The sequence below is a fragment of the Xanthobacter sp. 126 genome (genome assembly GCF_000526175.1).
GTDB classification, from domain to species: Bacteria; Pseudomonadota; Alphaproteobacteria; order Rhizobiales; family Xanthobacteraceae; genus Xanthobacter; species Xanthobacter aminoxidans.
On record NZ_JAFO01000001.1, the window covers coordinates 1086381 to 1102810 of the forward strand.

At 68.8% G+C, this 16430-nt stretch carries 16 protein-coding genes; 9 read left to right on the forward strand and 7 right to left on the reverse strand.

Annotated features, from left to right (window positions below; translation table 11 throughout):
• Positions 1-160 precede the first annotated feature (160 nt).
• The gene (locus XAN126_RS0105155) at positions 161-1276 is read right to left on the reverse strand and encodes an NAD(P)-dependent alcohol dehydrogenase (RefSeq protein WP_038225670.1); all 1116 of its coding nucleotides are present in this window, start codon (positions 1274-1276) and stop codon (positions 161-163) included.
• Between the two features lie 196 nt (positions 1277-1472).
• On the opposite strand from XAN126_RS0105155, the gene XAN126_RS0105160 reads away from it, so the two are divergent.
• Entirely contained in the window at positions 1473-1778 is a 306-nt protein-coding gene (locus XAN126_RS0105160; protein ID WP_024277534.1) for a hypothetical protein, read from the forward strand.
• Positions 1779-1864: 86 nt separating this feature from the next.
• Here the strand turns inward: XAN126_RS0105160 and XAN126_RS0105165 are convergent, their stop codons facing one another.
• The 4 genes from XAN126_RS0105165 to XAN126_RS0105180 are packed head-to-tail and all read right to left on the reverse strand — an operon-like array spanning position 1865 to position 6633.
• Positions 1865-3511, reverse strand: a complete 1647-nt coding sequence (locus XAN126_RS0105165; protein WP_024277535.1) for a GMC family oxidoreductase — start codon at positions 3509-3511, stop codon at positions 1865-1867.
• On the reverse strand, positions 3504-3851 hold the full coding sequence (locus XAN126_RS0105170) for a hypothetical protein (RefSeq protein ID WP_024277536.1): 348 nt from the start codon (positions 3849-3851) through the stop codon (positions 3504-3506). The genes XAN126_RS0105165 and XAN126_RS0105170 overlap by 8 nt, the downstream gene beginning before the upstream one ends.
• Positions 3852-3860: 9 nt before the next feature.
• Positions 3861-5366: a sugar porter family MFS transporter gene (locus XAN126_RS0105175; RefSeq protein ID WP_081762529.1), complete on the reverse strand. Its 1506-nt coding sequence runs from the start codon at positions 5364-5366 to the stop codon at positions 3861-3863.
• Positions 5311-6633 carry an aminotransferase class V-fold PLP-dependent enzyme gene (locus XAN126_RS0105180; protein ID WP_029557157.1) on the reverse strand — a complete coding sequence of 441 codons (1323 nt, stop codon included), beginning with the start codon at positions 6631-6633 and terminating at the stop codon, positions 5311-5313. The genes XAN126_RS0105175 and XAN126_RS0105180 overlap by 56 nt, the downstream gene beginning before the upstream one ends.
• A 158-nt stretch (positions 6634-6791) precedes the next feature.
• Between XAN126_RS0105180 and XAN126_RS0105185 the strand changes: the two genes are divergently transcribed.
• The 4 genes from XAN126_RS0105185 to XAN126_RS0105200 all read left to right on the forward strand — a co-directional run bounded on the left by XAN126_RS0105185 (position 6792) and on the right by XAN126_RS0105200 (position 10877).
• Positions 6792-8126, forward strand: coding sequence for a sugar porter family MFS transporter (locus XAN126_RS0105185; RefSeq protein WP_024277539.1), 1335 nt, complete (start codon positions 6792-6794; stop codon positions 8124-8126).
• Between the two features lie 65 nt (positions 8127-8191).
• Complete coding sequence (gltS, locus tag XAN126_RS0105190; RefSeq protein ID WP_024277540.1) at positions 8192-9400, forward strand: sodium/glutamate symporter; 1209 nt, start codon at positions 8192-8194, stop codon at positions 9398-9400.
• 557 nt (positions 9401-9957) lie between these two features.
• On the forward strand, positions 9958-10440 hold the full coding sequence (fldA, locus tag XAN126_RS0105195; protein WP_024277541.1) for a flavodoxin FldA: 483 nt from the start codon (positions 9958-9960) through the stop codon (positions 10438-10440).
• On the forward strand, positions 10419-10877 hold the full coding sequence (locus XAN126_RS0105200; protein WP_197024006.1) for a DUF2023 family protein: 459 nt from the start codon (positions 10419-10421) through the stop codon (positions 10875-10877). Before fldA ends, XAN126_RS0105200 begins: the two co-directional genes overlap by 22 nt.
• 165 nt (positions 10878-11042) lie before the next feature.
• Here the strand turns inward: XAN126_RS0105200 and XAN126_RS0105205 are convergent, their stop codons facing one another.
• Complete coding sequence (locus tag XAN126_RS0105205) at positions 11043-11402, reverse strand: hypothetical protein (protein ID WP_024277543.1); 360 nt, start codon at positions 11400-11402, stop codon at positions 11043-11045.
• 290 nt (positions 11403-11692) lie between these two features.
• On the opposite strand from XAN126_RS0105205, the gene XAN126_RS0105210 reads away from it, so the two are divergent.
• The 3 genes from XAN126_RS0105210 to XAN126_RS0105220 all read left to right on the forward strand — a co-directional run bounded on the left by XAN126_RS0105210 (position 11693) and on the right by XAN126_RS0105220 (position 14535).
• On the forward strand, positions 11693-12442 hold the full coding sequence (locus XAN126_RS0105210; protein ID WP_024277544.1) for a transaldolase family protein: 750 nt from the start codon (positions 11693-11695) through the stop codon (positions 12440-12442).
• Between the two features lie 147 nt (positions 12443-12589).
• Positions 12590-13810 (forward strand): Ppx/GppA phosphatase family protein, encoded by a 1221-nt coding sequence (locus XAN126_RS0105215; protein ID WP_081762530.1) that lies wholly within the window; start codon positions 12590-12592, stop codon positions 13808-13810.
• On the forward strand, positions 13807-14535 hold the full coding sequence (locus XAN126_RS0105220; protein WP_024277546.1) for an RlmE family RNA methyltransferase: 729 nt from the start codon (positions 13807-13809) through the stop codon (positions 14533-14535). The genes XAN126_RS0105215 and XAN126_RS0105220 overlap by 4 nt, the downstream gene beginning before the upstream one ends.
• Here the strand turns inward: XAN126_RS0105220 and XAN126_RS0105225 are convergent.
• Positions 14532-15971, reverse strand: a complete 1440-nt coding sequence (locus XAN126_RS0105225) for a DHA2 family efflux MFS transporter permease subunit (protein ID WP_024277547.1) — start codon at positions 15969-15971, stop codon at positions 14532-14534. The genes XAN126_RS0105220 and XAN126_RS0105225 overlap by 4 nt on opposite strands.
• Positions 15972-16143: 172 nt before the next feature.
• On the opposite strand from XAN126_RS0105225, the gene XAN126_RS0105230 reads away from it, so the two are divergent.
• On the forward strand, positions 16144-16398 hold the full coding sequence (locus XAN126_RS0105230) for a hypothetical protein (protein ID WP_024277548.1): 255 nt from the start codon (positions 16144-16146) through the stop codon (positions 16396-16398).
• Positions 16399-16430: the final 32 nt, after the last annotated feature.

Genomic DNA, 16430 nt, shown 5'->3' on the forward strand with positions numbered 1-16430 from the left:
GTCGCCTCGCACTGCACGCCCTTCTCCCCTTGCGGGAGAGGGGCCGGGGGTGAGGGGTGAGGGCTTGGCGGCCGCGTCCACAGCCCCCTCATCCGTCACGCGGCTTTGCCGCGCGCCACCTTCTCCCGCGAGGGGAGAAGGGTAAAGCCTGCCTGCTCCCTCAGGGCGTGATGGCCACCTTCAGAACGCCGTCGCGCTGGTTGGCGAAGAGGTCGTAGGCGGCCTCGATCTCGTCCAGCTTGAAGCGGTGGGTGACGAGGGCGCGGGCGTCCACGCGGCCGGATGCGACCACGTCCATCAGCCGGCGCATGCGCTCCTTGCCGCCGGGGCAGAGCGAGGTGACGATGGCGTTGTCGCCGAGGCCCGCCGAGAAGGCATCGAGCGGGATCTTCAGGTCGCCCGAATAGACGCCGAGGGAGGAGAGCGTGCCGCCGGGGCGAAGCACCCGGAGCGCCGCCTCGAACGTCTCCTGCCGACCGAGCGCCTCGATGGCCACGTCCACGCCCCGCCCGTCGGTGAGGCGGAGGATTTCCTCCACCGGATCGACCTTGGAGAAGTCCACCACGAGGTCGGCGCCCATGGCGCGGGACATTTCCAGCCGCGCGGCGACGCGATCCACCGCAATGATGCGCGTCGCGCCCATGAGCTTGGCGCCGGCCGTCGCGCACAGGCCGATGGGACCCTGAGCGAACACGGCCACCGTGTCGCCGATCTTCACCTTGCCGCTTTCGGCGCCGGCGAAGCCGGTGGACATGATGTCCGGGCACATCAGGACCTGTTCGTCGGAGAGCGCCTCCGGCACCGGGGACAAATTGGTCATGGCGTCGGGCACGACGAGATATTCCGCCTGCGCGCCGTCGATGGTGTTGCCGAAGCGCCAGCCGCCCATGGCCTTGAAGCCGTGCTTCGTGCGCGGGCCGTCCTGCGAGCACTGGCCACACAGGCAGGCGTTGGAATAGCCGGAGGGCGTGATGGCACCGGCGATGACGCGCTGGCCTTCCTCGAAGCCCTCCACCGCCGAGCCGAGCTTCTCGATGATGCCCACCGGCTCGTGGCCGATGGTGAGGCCCTTCTGCACCGGATACTCACCCTTGAGGATGTGCACGTCGGTGCCGCAGATGGTGGTGGTGGTGATGCGGATGAGCGCGTCGAGCGGGCCGACATCGGGGATGGGCTTTTCATCCAGCACGATGCGGTTCTTCTCGACGAAGACGGCGGCCTTCATCTTCGAGCGGCCGGGGCGCTGGCGTTCCACATAGGCGGCGGGGGAGAGCATATCCGTCATGGCGTTCCTGCCTTTCCGTCGAGCCGCGTGCGCGGCTGCCCTGCGGTATTTTAATATTGGTCCGGTGCCGGCGGGACATTGATGCCCATCAACGCGGGCGACGCGGTTTCGGCACCGCAGGCGGAGAGTGTAGACTGACGGAAGCGGCCCTTTTCGGGCCGGCCGATCATTTCAGCCGGGGATTTTCATGACCGAAGACAGCGAGGCGGCGCAGATCGCGCCTCAGGCCATTGCGCGCTGGACAGGGCTGCCCGAGGACGCGCCGCTGCGCATCTCCCTCACGCGGGCCGATCTCGACAATCTGCTGCTCGGCCTGCGCACGCTCGCCATCGGCCAGAGCGAGCTGGCGGCGGCGCTGGTGGCGCATATCAACCAGGACCCCGGCGAATGCCACGAGGCGGTGCTGCGGGCGGGAGACCTCTCCCGCGCCGCCTTCGGCCGCATCAACGGCTTCGCCGGCGCCATCATGGCCGGAGCCGTGCCGGAGGGGTGAGCCCGCGCGGCCCAAGCCCGCGCGGCGTCGGAGCGCGCCTGCCTCGGCCCAAGCCCGCGCGGCGTCTGAGCGTGCCAGCTTAAACTTCAGGCCAGCGCGCGCTCGCCCTGAACCTCCGCGCCGGTGCGCGCCTTCTCCACCAGATGGCCGGCGAGGCGGTGGGCCAGCGCCATGATGGTGAGGGTGAGGTGCTTGTCGGGCAGCACGGGCACCACGCCGCCGTCGCAGACATAGACGTTGTCGAGGTCGTGCAGCTTCAGGTCCGCATCCACCACGCCCTTGTCCGGATCGGCGGTGGTGGCGGTGGTGCCGGCATAGTGGATGCCGGTGCCGGTATTGTCTCGCGAGGGATAGATGGAGGTCGCCCCGGCATGGCGCAGCACCTGGCGGCCCCAGCCGTTCATGGCCTCCATCATGGCTTCCGCGCGCGGGGTGGCGGAGAAGTCCACCGCCACATGGCGCACGCCGAAGCGGTCGCGGGTCGTGCCCGGCCGCACCCTATTGGCGGGGGTGGGCTCGCCGGCGCAGAACAGGCCGAGCGTCACGTAGGAATGGAACATGAAGCGGGCGAGCCGCTCCTTCATGAAGGGCGGGAAGCGCTTCATGCCGGCGAGATAGTGCGGGATATCAGGCACGCCGTGGATGGCGTGGCCGATGAAGGGGAATTCCTCCCCGTCCGGCAGCCAGCCGCGCGACATGAGGATGAGCAGGTCGCCATAGCCGATGTCGAAGTCGCGGCCCTTGCCCCACAGCTTCCACAGCGAGGTGGAGAGCACGGCCTTGGGATTGTCCTGCAGCCGCAGGCCGAGCTGGCCGGCGGCGTTGCCCATGCCCTCGGGCGCGGCTTCGTCGGCGGAGTTGAACAGGATGCGCGGGCTCTCGATGGCGCCCGCCGCGAGCACCACGGCATCGGCGGTGAGCACGCGCGCCTCGCCGGTGGCCATGTCGCGATATTCGACGCCCATCACCCGCTTCGTGCCCGGCTCGCGCAGCAGCCGCACCACCTTGGCGCCCTGGCGCAGCTCGTAATTGGGCAGGTTCTCGATCTCGGGCAGCAGCCGGGCGGTGAACTTATAGACCGCGCCGGTGGGGCATCCGGAGGTGCAGATGCCGGTGGAGACGCAGGCGTTGGGGCTGTCCGGCCGGGTGTCGATGGCCTTGCGGTTGGGGATGGCGTGCGAATAGGGCTCGTCCATCGCGTTGACCGCATCGACGATCATCATGTCGGCGGGGCGCAGGGGCTTGGGCGGCACATAGATGCCGTCCGGCAACTCCTCCAGATGCTCCTCGGTGCCGCAGACGACGATGCGCCGCTCCACCGCCTCGTAATGGGGCGCGAGGTCGGAATAGGAGATCGGCCAGTCCCGGAAGTCGCGGGCGGAGAAGCGCACGCTCACGCCGTTCCACAGGTTCTGGAGGCCGTTGACGGCGAGGATCTGGTAGTGGTGGAAGTTATTGTCCGGCCAGCCGGTGGAGCCGTCCCCGCCCTTCTCGAACAAGGGATGGACGAACAGGCTGTCATGCGGCTCGGCCGGCCACACCGTGTTGGCGCGGATGCCGAAATCGAGCTGGGTGCCCGGCGGGTCCACGCGCTTGAAATGGTCGTCGGCGAGGCGCCCGCCCTGCTCCAGCGAGACCACGTTGAGGCCCGCCTTCGCCAGCTCGTAGGCCAGCATGCCGCCGCCGGCCCCGGTGCCGACGACGATCACGTCGCAATGGGTTGCCTCAGCCACGCGCGCCTCCCGAAGCCTTCTCGGCCAGCGGCCGCTCGCCGACCAGCGGCCATTCCCCCACCGAGCCCAGGAAGCTGGGCGAGGCGAAATGCACATATTCGAAGAAGGTGCCCACCGCTTCCGCATCCTCGGCGAGGTGCTCGCGATGCACCGCGCCTTCGGGGAAGCCGGAGCGTTCGGCGATGCGCCGGAAGGCGGCGTTGAGCTGGGTGTTCAGCACCGCGATACGGGCAAGGTCCGCCACCATCGGCTCCAGTGCCGCGTGGTAGGGGCCGAGCGGCAGGAGGGCGACGACGAGCGCCTCGAAATCGAGGGGGGCGTCGGGAGAGGTCTCGCTCATGGGGTCTCCTCAGGCCGCGTGCAGGCGGCCGAGCTCGCGCAGGGGCCGGCCGCTTCTGAGGTGGCGCTCGATCTCTTCCAGGCTCACGCCGTTGGTCTCGGGCACCAGCCACTGGGTGAAGGCGAGGCCGGCGACGCACACCACGGCATAGAGGCCGAACACGCCGGCAAGGCCAAACTCGGCCACCAGCACCGGGAAGCTGAACACCACGATGAAGTTGAAGCCCCAGTTCACCAGCGAGGCGATGCTCATGCCCAGCGCCCGGCAATCCAGCGGGAAAACCTCGGACATCATCACCCACGGCAGCGGGCCGATGGCGATGGCGAAGGAGGCGATGTAGAGCACGAGGCCGGCGAGGGCGAGCACGCCCAAAGACGGGCTGCCGGTGGCCGCCGCGATGGCGATGGCACCGAGCGACACGGCGGTGCCGGTGAAGCCGATGAGCAGCAGCAGGCGGCGGCCGAGCCGGTCGATGAGCATCATGCCCACCACCGTCATCAGCACGTTGACCACGCCGATGCCGGCGGTGGCGAGGATCTGGGTGGTGGTGGAGCTGAAGCCCGACAGCTCGAACACGGTGGGCGCGTAATAGATCACCGCGTTGATGCCGGAGAGCTGCTGCAACAGGAACAGGCCCATGGCGACGATGAGCGCCGGGCGCACGCGGGGCGAGAGCAGGTCCGCGAAGGTGGCCTTGCGGCCCTCGTCGGCGGCCGCGGCGGCGCGGATCTCCTCATATTCGGCGGCGACCGCGGGGTCGCTCTCCGGCCGCTCGCGCATGCGGGCAAGCGCCGCCTTCGCCTCGGCGCTGCGGCCGCGCATGGCGAGCCAGCGGGGCGTGTCGGACAAAGCGAAGATGCCGCCGAACAGCATCACCGCCGGCACCGCGCCCATGGCGAACATCCAGCGCCAGTTCTCGTCGAAGGCGTAGCCCACCACATAGGCGCCGAGGATGCCGAGCGTGATGGCGAGCTGGTAGATGGAGACCAGCATGCCGCGCTCCTTGGCCGGCGCGCTCTCGGAGATGTAGAGCGGGGCCATCATGGCGGCGACGCCCACCGCGAGGCCGATGACGAGGCGCGCGAGGGTGAGGGTGATGAGCCCGCCGGCCAGCGCGCTCAAGAGCGCACCGCCGATGAACAGGATGGCGGACCACAACAGCAGCTTGCGGCGCCCGGCGGCAGCGGCGAGGCGGCCGCCGATGATGGCGCCGATGAAGGCGCCGAACGGCACCGCCGCCGTCATCATGCCCTCGGCCACGGGATCGATGCCGAGGTCGCGGCGGAGCGGTGCCAGCGCCCCGGCGATGACGCCCTCGTCGAAGCCGAACAGCGCCCCGGCGAGGCCGGCGATGGCGGCGATCAGGTAGATCATGGGCGCTTCCCTTCGCGCTTGTCCGCTCGCCGGACAGCCCGGCGGCGCGACCTCTTGTCTTGCTGAAGCTCGATGGGTGCGGGCCTCAGGCCAGCACCACGCGCGCCACCTTGCGGACGGCGGCGATGATGTCGTCCTCATCCTTGGTGGTCAGGGTCGAAGCGATGGTGAGCAGCGCGCCGCGGGCGTGCAGGTTGTCGCAATGGGGCAGGGCGCCAGCGGCGTAGCTGTAGCTCTCGCCGAAGGCGTTGGACGGGTGGGTCCAGGGGAAGCCGTCGCGGCTGTCCGAGCGCTTGTGCACGAGGCTCGGGATGTTGGAATACCAGTGCATCCCCCACTCGCGCATGGCGAGGCAGGCGAGCGAGCCGGCCGGACCGGCGATGCCTTCCGCGCGCAGGGCGTCGACGAAGCGGCGGGCGGTGGCCTCGTCCTTCAGCGTCATCAGCAGGAACGGGCCGGTGTCGCCGGAGGGGTCGGGCACGGTGCGGAAGCCGAGGCCGGGGATGTCGGAGATCGCATTGCGGATCCGCCACTTGGACGCGCGCATGGCCCCGGTGATCTGCGGCAGCTTGCGCATCTGGGCGAGGCACATGGCGCCCGTCAGCTCGGACATGCGGGCGCCGACGCCCCAGAGCTGGCAGCTCTCGTCGGAGGTGTCGAGCCGGCCCTTCTCGTTGCGGGGATAGCCGAGATCGTGCAGCGCGACGATGCGGCGGAACAGGTCGTCCCGCTCCGTCACCACCATGCCGCCGTCGCCCGAGGTCATGTTCTTGTTGAGCTGGAACGAGAAGATACCGATGTCGCCGAAGGTGCCCACGGCCTTGCCGTTCTGGCTGGAGCCGGCGGTCTGGGCGCAATCCTCGATCAGGGCGATGCCCCGCTCGCGGCAGATGCGGGCGACGTCGGCGACGCGGCCGGGCGCGCCGCTCATGTGCACCATCAGCGCCGCGCGGGTGTTGGGGCCGATCTTGCGCGCCACGTCCGCCGGATCGAGGGTGAAGCAGTCGTCCACGTCCACGAGCTTCGGGATGGCGCCGGCGCGCACCACGGCGGCCACGCAGCTCACCCAGAGATAGCCGGGCACCAGCACTTCGTCGCCGGGCCCGATGTCGAGGGCCGACATGGCGATGGTCAGCGCGGCGGTGCCGGAGGAGACGCCCAGCGCGTGCTTGTGGCCGAAGGCGGCGCACCATTCCTTCTCCAGCGTGTCCACCATGTGCTGGAGGTCCGGGCCGTAGAAGCGGAAGGGGCTGCGGGCACGCACCACGCGCGAGACCAGTTCCAGCTCTTCCTCGCCGATCCAGTGGGCGCCGGGCAGCTCCCACGGCAGGGGCGCGGTGCGGACCGGTTCGCCGCCCTCGATGGCCAAGCGGTTGGCGTGTTCGTGTGTCGCCGCGGAAACGGTCACGGGGTACCCTCCCTGACGGCAGCTCCGGCGAGATGCCGGGCCTATCGCCGCTCGATTTTTTGTACTTATGCTCTACTGTAGGTCGCGCTTACAAGTCCCGCAGGCCTCTCCATCTCGCGCACGTTATCCGCGCTCTACCCCCATACCCGTCGGATCACATGGCAACCTTGTTCCTCACGGCGGGCCTCGTCCTCCTCAACGGCATGCTGTTCGGCTTCAGCACGGCCTCCATCGCCGGCGTGGTCGGGACCATTTCCGAGGCGTTCGCCCTCTCCACCCGCGCCACCGAGATGATGGTGACCTCGCTGCTGGCCGGCTGCTTCGTCGGCGCGGTGCTGGCCGCCCCCATCTCCCAGCGCATCGGCCGGCGCCCCTCCTGCCTGCTCGCCGCGACCCTGGCCTTCGCCGGCTACGCGCTGGTGCCGCTCGGGCAGGCGATGGCGCCGGGCGTGGGGATGCTGGTGGCGGCGCGCATCCTCATCGGCCTCGGGGTCGGCCTCTCCTCCATGGTGGTCCCCATGTATGCGGCGGAGGTGACGCCGGCCCGCCATCGCGGCGCGGTGGTCTCCCTGTTCCAGCTCGCCGTCACCATCGGCATCCTGCTCGGCTATGCGGTGCCCCTCGCGCTCACCGGCCATGCCAGGTGGGACCAGATGCTGGGCGGCGGCGTGCTCATCGCGGCGGCCTGCGCGGGCGCCGTTCTGCTGCTGCCGGAAAGCCCGCGCTGGCTCCTCTCCCGCGGACGGATGGCGGAGGGCGCGGCGGCCGCGCGGCGGCTGGGCCTTGCCGGCGAGATATCCATGGGCGAGGGCGAGGGCGTGCCGGCCGGCAACTGGCGCGCCGTGCTGGGCCGGGGCAGCACCAGGGCGGTGCTCATCCTGTGCAGCGTGCTGTTCGTGCTGCAGAACTTCTCCGGCATCGACGGCATCCTCTATTACGCCCCGCACATCTTCACCGAACTCGGCTTCCCGGCCGGCGTCGCGGCGCTCGCCGCCACCTTCGGCCTCGGCCTCGTCAACGTGCTGGCGACCATGGCGGCCATGATGCTGGTGGACCGTCTCGGCCGCCGCCCGCTGCTGATCGCCGGCTCGGCGGCCATGGCGGTGAGCCTCGCCGTGGTGATCGGCGCGGCGCTGGCAGACTGGCCCTATGTGGCGCTCGCGGGCCTGTGCGCCTACATCGTCGCCTTCGCCCTGAGCCTCGGCCCGCTGCCCTATGTGCTCATGTCCGAGCTGTTCTCCTCGGCCATCCGCGAGCGGGGCATCGCCGCCGCCTCGGCGACGAGCTGGCTGTTCAACGCCATTGTGGCGGCGAGCTTCCTTTCGGTGGTGGAGGGCATCGGCCTTGCCGCCACCATCGGCATCTTCCTCGTGGTGTGCGTCGCCTCGCTGTTCATCTCCCTCGCTTATGTGCCGGAGACGCGGCAGGTGGAGCTGGAGGACATCGAGAAGGACGTGCTCGCCGGAAAAGCCCTGCGCCGGCTGGGCGCGTAAGCGTTTCGGCGCGTACCGGAATAGGCTAGAGGAGGGGCGGAGCAAGGCCGCGCAGGGGGAGCCAGATGCCAGCGACGTACGAGGTTTCGGGGCTGCTGAGCTTCACCATCGCCATCCTCGTCTACTTCCTCGGCGCCGGCCTCAACGAGATCATCGCCCCGCTCAAGCGCTGGAACATCCCGGAGGCGGTCACCGGCGGCATCCTCGCCGCGCTCGCCACGCTCTTCGCCTACAAGGTGGTGGGCCTCGCGGTGAGCTTCGACCTCAATGCCCGCGATCTGCTGCTGCTCTATTTCTTCACCGGCATCGGCCTCAATGCCCGCGTCTCCGACCTTTCCACCGGCGGCAAGCCGCTGGTGATCCTGCTGCTGCTGACGGTCACTTATCTGGTGCTGCAGAACGTCGTCGCCGTCGGCGGGGCGGCGGTGCTCGGCCTGCCCCATGGCGTGGGGCCGCTTCTGGGTTCGGTGTCGCTGGTGGGCGGCCATGGCACCACCATCGCCTGGGCGCCGCTGATCTCGCAGCGGTTCGACCTGCCCAACGCGCTGGAAATCGGCATCGCCAGCGCCACGCTCGGCCTCGTCATCGCCAGCCTCGTGGGTGGCCCGGTGGCGGGCCTGCTCATCGCCCGCTTCAACCTGCGCGGCACGGGCGACGACGCCCCCATGGTGGGCCTGCCGGATACCCCGGCCGAGCCCGAGGGCGGTTCGGTCAACTACAAGAACATCCTCGTCACCATCCTCGCGCTCAACCTCGTCATCATCATCGGCTATGCGCTGGAAGGCGTGGTGGAGAAGACCGGCCTCAAGCTGCCCATGTTCGTGGTGTGCATGCTGGTGGCCATCGTCATCACCAACGTCCTGCCGAAGCTCGCGCCGCGCCTTCCGTGGCCCGCCCGCACCCCGGCGCTTGCGCTGGTCTCGGACCTGTCGCTGAAGATCTTCCTCGCTATGTCGCTGATGAGCATGCAGCTCTGGACGCTGGGCGGCCTCGGCCCGGCGCTGGCGACCGTGCTGGGGCTGCAGACGCTGGTGGCGGTGGCCTACATCCTGTTCGTGGTGTTCCCCGCCATGGGCCGGGACTATCAGGCGGCGGTGCTGGCGGCGGGCTTCACCGGCATCAGCCTCGGCGCCACCCCCACCGCCATCGCCAACATGACCGCCGTGACCCGCACCCACGGCCCGGCCCCCATCGCCTTCATCATCCTGCCGCTGGTCTCCGCCTTCTTCATCGACATCGCCAACGCGCTGGCGATCGGCTTCATGCTGAGGTGAGGGGGCGGGGACACGGCGTCGCGCGCGTTCCACACGCTCGTCGTGCCCGGCCTTGTGCCGGGTATCGATGTCGGGCCGACGGGACGGCGCCGCGAGGGTCGTTCCGGCCGGGCCATGTCGGGTTGCGAGAGAGGGAGTGAGGCTGCTTGGGTTAAGGGGCTTGCGCAGAGACCCCGCTCAAACCTGTCCGCTGTCATCGCCCGGCTTACAAGGCTACGCCCCTGCCATTCCCACCGTCGCCATGCCCGGTCGATCCACGTGGATGGCCGGGACAAGCCCGGCCATGACGGCGGTGAAGGCCGGATGGGGTGTGCGTCACTCTTCGACGTCGTCGCTCCGCTCGTCATGCCCGGTCGGCCTCAGACGACGATGGTCAAAGCCCACCATCGAGACATTCCAATGTCTTCGGCCCCCATTGTCTTCATCAAAATCTTGATGCCATGATGTTCATGCGATGCATTTGCATCGTCGATGACTGTTTTAGAGGTGGCCGGAGCCTCGCATCATTCGCGAAGTCTGCGGCGTGATTTTGAATCATTCCATAAAGAGACGAGGACATGATCGTTAACGTGATCTTCGGCTCCGACGGCGGAGCCACCAAGGGCGTTGCGTCCCGGATTTCCAAGAAGTGCCAGGGCCGTGCGGTGGACATCAAGACGGCGAGCCCGGCCGATTTCGAGAATTGCGAACTGCTCATCCTCGGCTCGCCCACCTATGGCGACGGCACGCTCCAGACCGACTGGGAGGAGCATATCGACAAGCTCCGCGGTGCCCGGCTGAAGGGCAAGAAGGTGGCCCTGTTCGGCACCGGCGACCAGGAGAGCTATCCCGGCTCCTTCGTGGACGCCATGGGCATCCTCTATGACGAGGTGACGGCGCTGGAGGCGGTGGTGGTCGGTTTCACCGACACCAAGGGCTACGACTATCTCAATTCCACCGCCGAGCGCGACGGCAAGTTCGTCGGCCTCGCCCTCGACCAGGACACCCAGTCCGGTCTCACCGACAAGCGAGTGACCGCATGGCTCAGCACCATTCTCTAGAGGCCGCCTGCGATCCGCCGCACGAGGCGGAGGCCGGCTGGCCACCCGCGCCGGTGCGCCTTGCGGTGCCGGAGGAGGCAGGCGCCATGCAGCGCCTGTTTCACCATCATCTCTACGAGCTGGGGCGGGGCGTGCGGCCGCTGTTCCTGATGACGCTGGCGACGCGGGAGCTGCCGCCGCTTCTGGCGCGGCTGGAGCGGGCGGGCATCGACCATTTCGTGCAGCAGGTGAGCCCGGCCAAGGCCAACCTTTTCTTCGGCCGCGACGCCTTCGTCGCGGTGGCGCGGGCGTTCGTCACCCGGCCGCTCAACGCGCTGACGGCGGAAGAGGACTTCATGCTGGGGACCCTGCTCGGCTACGACCGCGAGCAGCAGTGCCGCCGCTACCTCACCCGCTCCGGTCGCGGGCTGGACCGGCCGGCGCTGGCGGCGGAATAGGTCTCTCTTCTTGCGTCATCGCCCGGCTGGTCCGCGCGATCCACGGTATGGCTGGTTCCCGTCGTCGGCCATCGCACAAGCGGAGCGATGGATCGCCCGGCCAAGCCACGGGACAATGATGGTACAGGTGATCGCGTTCCGGCCGGCAAAGGCCGCGCGCTCCCCTCAGACCGCACCCTCCGCATGGCGGGTCGCCAGCGGCAGGGAAGCGGTGGCCAGGAAGGAGCGGTAGCGCCGCCGGGCATCCATGGCGGTGCCGTTGTCGGAGATGGCCGCTTCCTGCAACTCCGCCAGCGCCCAGGGGGTGGGCTCCACCGGCACGGCGACGATGGCCGGCGCGGCGCGGGTGGTGATCTCGATCACGTCGTGGGGGGTGAGGGCCTGGAGGGCATGGGCGGCAAGCTGGCGCTGGTAGGCCCGCCGCTCGGGGGACAGCTCTTCCCACGGCTCCAGCAGCGGATAACGCTGCTGCGAATAGGCGTGCATCGCCCGCGCCATCCGCTCCACCATGTCCGTCGAGACCATGCCCGCCCCTCGATGCCCTGACCCTTTAGGTGTGACGGTATCAAGGTGCGCAACCCGGGCGCGTCCCCGTCCTTCCGTCACCGCGAGGATGACCCGGGGGTTCTTTCCCGGAGGTTGCCGCCGGTCCGGCTGACACCGCGCATTCGACTCATGGTGAACACCCCCTTAACGTCACCGATACCCCTCCCGGCAACCTCGGGTGACACCCGGTTCGAATTGTGATTCCGGGCGGTGTCCAATTCGCCGCAAACGGCCTATAGGATGGCCGAAATCGTCAAGGGAGCCGAAGAATGTCCGTGAAGCTGAGCGACCTGAAGGTGAAGCTGTTCACCGACGGCGCCGACAAGGCGCAGATCGTGGAAATGGCGAAGCAGCCCCACATCGCCGGCTTCACCACCAACCCCTCTCTGCTCCGCAAAGCCGGCGTAACCGATTACGAATCCTACGCCCGTGATCTCGTGGCGGCGGTGCCGGACCGGCATATCTCGTTCGAGGTCTTCTCCGACGACATCCCCGAAATCCGCGCCCAGGCCCGCGTCATTGCCACCTGGGGCGAGCATGTGCATGTGAAGCTCCCGGTCTCCACGACCCGCGGCGAAACCTTGTACGAGCTGGTCCGCGACCTCGTTCAGGACGGCGTGAAGGTGAACCTCACCGCCATCTTCGACGTGCCCCAGGTGGACGAGGGCGTGAAGGCCCTTGCCGGCGGCGCCCCTTCCATCATCTCGGTTTTCGCCGGCCGGCTGGCCGACCTCGGCATCGACTACAGGCCGGCGATTTCCCGCGCCGTCGAGCTGTCTCGGGCCACCCCGAACGTCGAGGTCATCTGGGCTTCCACCCGCGAGGTGTGGAACGTGATCGAGGCGGACGAGATGGGCTGCCACATCATCACCGCCCCCGCCGACGTGCTGAAGAAGCTGCCGGCGCTGGGTTCGCGCACCGCCGCCGAGCTGTCCCTGGACGCCGTGAAGGCCTTCCGCGCCGACGCCCTCGCCGCCGGCCTGACCCTCGATCTCAAGGGCCGCGCCGCCGCCGAGTGAGTTTCACCCCCGCCTGATTACGAACAGTGCACGCCGCGGCATTGCGCAGCAGCGTCGCGCTGTTACACTGGCCGCAAGGCGCAGCCGGCCGCGGACCTTCGCGGCTGGCCTGAGCGCACGGGACCGCCTTGCGGCGAGGGACAGGACATGAGGGACGAGACGCACGGGCCCGCCGGGGGTCCGGAGCAGTCTTGCCGTAGCGGAAACGTTGCCGAGGCAACGGATTCTCCGTTGCGTGCGGGGACGGGCGATGGTCCGAAGGACCAGCCTCCTGCCGTCCGCCCTTGCGCCACTGCCGCTCCGTCTCAGGATCGGCGGACCGAATCGCGGGTGCCGAGCCCGCACGGCATTTATGCCGCCATAGACCTCGGCACGAACAATTGCCGCCTCCTGATCGCCCGCCCGACGGCCCGCAGCTTCCGCGTAGTGGATGCCTTTTCGCGCATCGTCCGCCTCGGCGAGGGGCTTGGCGCCTCCGGCCGGCTGTGCGACGGCGCCATGGCGCGGGCGCTGGGTGCGCTTGAAATCTGCGCCACCAAGATGGATCTGCGCGGCGTTACCCGTGCCCGAATGGTCGCGACCGAAGCCTGCCGGTCCGCCGTCAACGGCGAGGATTTCTGCTCCCAGGTGGAAGCGCGCACCGGGCTGACGCTGGAGGTGGTGGACCGCCGCACCGAGGCGGGTCTCGCTGCTACCGGCTGTGCGCCGCTGGTGGACCCCTCCTGCGAGGGGGCCGTGTTGTTCGACATCGGCGGGGGGTCCACGGAAGTGGTCTGGCTCGGCCGCCGCTCGGCCGGCGATGACGGCCCGCCGCGCGCCCGCATCCGCTCCTGGGTGTCGCTGCCGGTGGGCGTCGTCTCCCTGTCGGAGCGCCATGGTGGCGTGAAGGTGTCGCCGGACATCTTCCACACCATGGTGAACGAGGTGTGCGCCATGCTTGATGGCGTGCGACAGAGCTGGGGCGTGCGCGCTCCCGCCCGGCTGCATCTTCTCGGCACCTCGGGCACGGTGACGACGGTCGCCGGCATCCATCTCGGTCTTGACCGCTACGACCGCGCCCGTGTCGACGGGGCCTGGCTCGGCGCCAGCCACATCGAGCAGGTGGTGGAGCGGCTGATGACCATGAGCTTCGAGGAGCGGGTCGCCAATCCCTGCATCGGCGCCCAGCGCGCGGATCTCGTGCTCGCCGGCTGCGCCATCATGGAGGCGGTGCGCCGTATTTTTCCCGCCGACCGGCTCCGGGTGGCCGATCGCGGGTTGAGGGAGGGGATGCTGGTGCAGATGATGCGGGCGGACGGCGTGTGGCGGAACGGCCGCTCGGCTGACGGATTCCATGCGAACGCGCCGAACGGAAGCCGCCCAGCGTGACCACCCCACCCCGCGGGCCGGACGGCCGGCCGTTGAAGGTGCGCGTCAAGACCTCGCGCGGCCGCACCACGTCCCAGCAGAAATGGCTTCAGCGCCAGCTGAACGACCCTTATGTGGCCCGCGCCAAGCGCGAGGGCTGGCGTTCGCGCGCCGCGTTCAAGCTGATCGAGATAGACGAGAAGGTGAAGCTCCTGAAGCGGGGCATGCGCATCGTCGATCTCGGCGCCGCGCCCGGCGGCTGGAGCCAGGTGGCGGCGCAGAAGATCGGCCTGGAGCAGGGGCAGGGCAAGATCGTCGCCATCGACTTGCTGGAAATGGACGCCATTCCCGGCGTCGCCTTCGCCCAGATGGACTTCCTTGCCCCCGAGGCTCCGCAACGGCTGATGGAGATGCTGGGCGGGCAGGCGGACTTCGTGATGTCCGACATGGCGGCCAACGCCACGGGCCACAAGAAAACCGACCATTTGCGGATCGTCGGACTCGTGGAACTGGCGGCGGACTTCGCCCGGCAGGTGCTCGCGCCCGGCGGCGCCTTCCTCGCCAAGGTGATCCAGGGCGGAACCGAGGGCACGCTGCTCGCCAACCTCAAGCGGGATTTCGCGCTGGTGCGCCACATCAAGCCCGCTGCCAGCCGCGCCGATTCTGCGGAACTTTATGTCCTCGCCACCGGCTTCCGGGGAAAAGCCGATGCCGGGGCAGAAGAAAGCGACGAGGCGGAGGGTTAGTCTGGCGGCACTTCGCTGCGCGGGTCGTCCAGGTCCGGCTTGCGGGCGGTGAGTGAGGCGCCCGCATCCTTCGGCAGGGGAATGAAGAAGAAGATGCTGAGTGCGCTTACCGCTGCCACCACGAGGAAGGCGGCGGAGAAGTCGCTTTGCGTCACCGCCACCTCGCCGCGCGAAGCCCGCATGGTTTCCAGCACAAGGCCCGCTACGGCGACGCCGAAGGAGAGCGACACCTGCTGTGCCACGCTGGCGAACGATGTGGCCCGGCTCATCTCGTCCGGTTCGACATCGGCATAGCTCAGCGCGTTCAGCGCGGTGAACTGCAGCGAGCGCAGGAAGCCTCCCACCAGCAGCAGCGACGCGATGAGCCAGTGTGGCGTCAGCGGCGTGAAGGTGGCATTGATCGCGATGAAGCCACTGCACAGGAACACGTTGGCGAGGAGAACCCGTTTGTAGCCGATCCGCCGCAGCAGTTTGGCGGCGGTGAACTTCATGGCCATCGCCCCGGCCGAGGCGGTGAAGGTGAGCAGGCCCGAGGCAAAGGGCGAAAGGCCGAATGAGAGCTGCAGCATCAGCGGCAGCAGGAAGGGCATGGCACCGATGCCCACGCGGAACAGGGAGCCGCCCACCACGCCGGCGCGGAAGGTGCCGTGGCGCAGCAGCTTCAAATCCAGCACGGCGTGTGGTGTGACCCGCGCATGGCGGACATAGAGAAACAGGAAGAACGCCCCCGTGGCGCCGATGGTGAGCGCCGCCCATTGCGGCACCAGCACCTCCTGCCCTAGCACAGCGAAGCCGAAGACGAGGCCGGCGAGACCGACGCCCGACAGGATCAGGCCCTTGAGATCGAGCGGGGGCACGTCCTCCTCGCGCACGTTCTCGATGAAGCGGGTGGCGAGGAACACTCCCAGCACGCCGATCGGGACATTGATGAAGAAGATGAGGCGCCAGTCGAAATAGGTGGTGATAAAGCCGCCCAGCGGTGGGCCGAACACCGGGCCCAGCAGGGCGGGAATGGTGAGCCAGGCGAGGGAAGAGACCAACTCGGACTTGGGCACCGAGCGCAGGATGACGAGCCGCCCCACCGGCACCATCATGGCTCCGCCCATGCCCTGGATGATCCGGTAGAGCACGAAGTCCGCCAGCGACGACGACAGCCCGCACAGGATCGAGCCGATGGTGAAGATGACGATGGCGGAGCGGAAGACCGTGCGCGCGCCGTAGCGGTCGGCGGCCCAGCCGCTGGCCGGGATGAAGACGGCCAGCGAGAGCAGGTAGGATGTTAGCGCCAGCTTCAGCGCCACCGGGTCCTCGCCGAGGTCGGCGGCGATGGCGGGCAGGGAGGTGGCGATGACGGTCGAATCCACCTGCTCCATGAAGAGCGCGCAGGCGACGATGAGCGGGATCAGGATCTGAGGCGGGAGCGCCTTGAGCTGCATCGGCTTACCCTTGGGCCGGCCCGTTCGGGCTCCGGCGTTTCCCCTTCCCCGCAATATGCGGAGGAGACGCCCGGATCAACCAGCGTTCGGCGCATGGTCTCGCCCCGATCCTTGCAGCACGGGCAGGGCACACCATATGGAGATCGGGCCTCAAGGAGGGCCCGGGAAGGCCATGATCTACATTCTCGCCGCTCTGCTGCCGCCCGTCGGCCTGCTGGTGAACGGGCAGCCTATCTCGGCGATCATCAATCTCGTGATGATCGTGCCATGCATCCTGCTCGGGCTGGTTTTCCCCTTGATGTTCCTCGTGCCTTCGGCCCATGCGGTGATCGCGGTGCATATGAAGCGCACCGACCGCCGCCAGCGGGAGGTCATCGAGGCCATCCAGCGCTCGGGCGGCGTACCGCCGCGTGACTGGCGCCCCTGAAGGCCGAGGCGGGTATGCCCCCGCCTCCTCTG